Source organism: Lysobacter enzymogenes (genome assembly GCF_017168095.1).
Taxonomy (GTDB): domain Bacteria; phylum Pseudomonadota; class Gammaproteobacteria; order Xanthomonadales; family Xanthomonadaceae; genus Lysobacter; species Lysobacter enzymogenes_D.
The window spans coordinates 1-2,696 of sequence record NZ_LXSD01000172.1 but is presented as its reverse complement, the minus strand read 5'-3'; the positions used below and the strand labels follow the sequence as shown (position 1 = coordinate 2,696).

Here is a 2,696-nt window from a genome sequence, read left to right as displayed (position 1 = left end):
GCGGCGTCTTCGATCACCCAGGCGCCGGCGGCGCGCGCCAGCCGCAGCGGCGCGCCCAGATCGGCCAGGCGGCCGCCCAGATGCGCCGGCACCACCGCCAGCGTGTCGCGGCCGCACAGCGCGGCCAGCGCCTCGGGGTCCATCTCGAAATGGCCCGGGCGGGTATCGCACACGCGCAGCGCCAAGCCGCAATGCGCGACCGCGATCGCCAGCAACGGGCAGGTGTAGGCCGGCACGATCACTTCGCGCCGCGCGCTGCCGCGCTTGAGCGCGCTCAGCGCCAACACCAGCGCGGCGGTGCCCGAACAGGTCAGCGTGGCCGCTTCGTCGTCGAGTTCCAGCAGGCGCGCCAGGCTCCGCGCCAGCGGCGGCGCCGCGCTCGGCGCGAAGTCGCGCCAGCGCAGCGGCAGGCCCGCCGTCGGCGGCAATTCAGTGCGCGGTGCCGCCATCGGCCGCGTCCGCGTCTTTGCGTTCCGGCCCTGCGGCCAACTGCGCGGCGCGCTCGCTGCCGGATTCGGCATCGTCGGGTTCGCCCAGCGCCAGGCACACGATGCCGGCGACGATGGCCACCGCGCCGGCCACTTGCAGCGAACTCAAACGCTCGCCGAACAACCACGCCGACAGCGCCAGCACGCTCACCACTTCCAGGTGCGAGGCGGCGAAGGCCGGGCCGATCGGCGCGTGCTTGAGCAGGCTCATCCAGGTGAAGAACGCGCCGATGTAGCCCAGCAGCGCGCCGTACAGCCACGGCTGCGCGAGCAGGCGCAGCAGCCAGTCCAGCGACGCTTCCGGCGGAAACGCGCCGGCGCCGGCGTGCTTGAAGCTGAGCTGGGCGAGCGTGTCGAAGCCCATCAGCAAGGCGAAGCCGATCAGGTAGAACCGCTTCATGCGCCGGCTCCGACCATCGCCACGCCGGCGCCGATCAACCCCATGCCGGCCAAGCGCCAGGGAGTGAGTTTTTCGCCGAACAGCCAGCGCCCGGCGAGCATGATCGCGACGATGTTGATCGAACCCAGCAGCACGCCGCGGCCCAGCGGCACCAGCGACAGGAACGCGATCCAGGCCAGAAATTCCAGCACGTAGCAGGCGCCGCCGATCCACAGCCACGGCCGCGACAGCATGTGTTTCCAGCGCGCCAGCCCGTCGCCGGCCTCGGGATCGCCGGCGGCCGCCTTGAACGCAAGCTGGCCGCCGGTGTCGAGCAGCACCGTCGCCGTCCACAGCGTCCACACCAGGGTGTTCATGCCGCGCGCGCCGCGTCGGCCTCGGCGCCGACCGCACGGCCCTCGCCGACGCGCTGAAAGAAACCGGCCAGGCGTTCGATCAGCAGGCGGCGATCGCGGTCGAGGGTGATCATGTGGTAACTATCGCGCAGCCACAGCAGTTCCACCGGCCCGGACACGCGGTCGGCGACCAGGTGCGCGTTGCGTACGTGCGCGACATCGTCTTCGGTGGCGTGCGCGACCAGGCACGGCGCGCGCACCTCGCCCAGGCGCCGGCGCAGATGCGACGACAAGGTGTACAGGTCGGCCAGCGAATGCCAGGGATTGCCCGGCAGCCCCGCCGCCGCGCTGTCGCCGCCGAGCATCGCGCCGCTGACCTGGGCGCGGATGCGTTCGTCGCGCAAACCGTAAGGCGGTTCTTCCTGGAAGCTGCGGCCGCGGCCGATGCCCAGGCGCTTGAACCACGGCAGCAGGAACGACAGCCGCCCGACCGCGGGCATGTTCCAACCGTCGTAGCGGAAGGTCGCGCCGAGCACGCCGACCCCGGACACCCAGCCCGGCCGCTGCGCCGCGAGCAGCAACGACAACAACGCGCCCATCGACAGCCCGGCCACGTACAGCCGATCGACCCGTCCGCGCAGCTCGTCGGCCGCGCGTTCGACGCTGGCATACCAATCGCGCCAGCCGGTCGCGAGCAGATCGGCCTCGTCGCCGCAGTGCCCGGCCAGCTGCATCCCGTACACGGTGAACCCCGCGCGCTGCAGGCCCTTGCCGAGCAGGCGCATCTCGTGCGGCGTGCCGGTGAGCCCGTGGATCAGCAGCACGCCGTCGCGCCCGCCTTCGAAGTGGAATTCCGCGTTGGTGATCATCGAGACCCGGATCGCTGTCGTCGCGGCCGCGCCGGTGCGCGCGCACGGCCGTCGACTGGAGCGGCCAGTGTCGCCAGCCTGGGTTTCACCAACCTTTCGTGCGCCGGCGCTCGCTGAATCGGGCTTCATCCGGGGATTCAGGGCGTGCGCGGGGCAGCGGCCGCCGCGCTCAGGAACCGCACCAGCACGCGCTGGCCGATCCGCAGCCCGCCGGGCCGGTCCAGCGCCAGCACGCATTCGACCGTGCGTTCGTTGGCGCGCACGTCCGGATCGTCCTCGAGCGTGGACGGCCCGAACGCCGGCGACAGGCGCAACACGCGCGCGGCGCCGAGCACGCGTTGGGTGTCGCCGTCGTCGAGGATCTGCGCGCGCATGCCGGGACGCACGTTGTCGAGGAAGGCGGCGTTGAGTTCGGCGCGGACGATGCGTTCGCCGTCGGGCAGCAGCACGAACAGCGGTGCGCCGTGCGGGGCCACGCTCATGCCGGTGCGCGCGGCCACCCGCGCCAGTTCGCCGGCGACCGGCGCGTGCAGGGTCTGGCGTTGCAGGGCCGCGGCGGCCTGGTCGCGCTGGGCGGCGGCGATGTCGGCGGCGGCGCGCGCGC

The 2,696-nt window shown here is 72.8% G+C and carries 5 protein-coding genes; all 5 read right to left on the bottom strand.

All coding sequences use genetic code 11. The annotated features are described in order from the left end of the window. Positions 1-449 (bottom strand): aminotransferase class I/II-fold pyridoxal phosphate-dependent enzyme (locus tag A7A76_RS04745; RefSeq protein WP_206410115.1); only part of this gene is annotated, 449 nt, incomplete at its 3' end. Further along, positions 430-888 (bottom strand): DMT family transporter, encoded by a 459-nt coding sequence (locus tag A7A76_RS04740; RefSeq protein ID WP_206410114.1) that lies wholly within the window; start codon positions 886-888, stop codon positions 430-432. The genes A7A76_RS04740 and A7A76_RS04745, both read right to left, overlap by 20 nt. Beyond that, the gene (locus tag A7A76_RS04735) at positions 885-1,244 is read right to left on the bottom strand and encodes an EamA family transporter (RefSeq protein ID WP_074871971.1); all 360 of its coding nucleotides are present in this window, start codon (positions 1,242-1,244) and stop codon (positions 885-887) included. Before A7A76_RS04735 ends, A7A76_RS04740 begins: the two co-directional genes overlap by 4 nt. Continuing rightward, entirely contained in the window at positions 1,241-2,092 is an 852-nt protein-coding gene (locus A7A76_RS04730; protein ID WP_206410113.1) for an alpha/beta hydrolase, read from the bottom strand. The genes A7A76_RS04735 and A7A76_RS04730 overlap by 4 nt, the downstream gene beginning before the upstream one ends. 137 nt (positions 2,093-2,229) lie before the next feature. Continuing rightward, positions 2,230-2,696, bottom strand: a 467-nt coding sequence (locus A7A76_RS04725; protein ID WP_206410112.1) for an HlyD family efflux transporter periplasmic adaptor subunit, incomplete at its 5' end; no start/stop codon positions are given.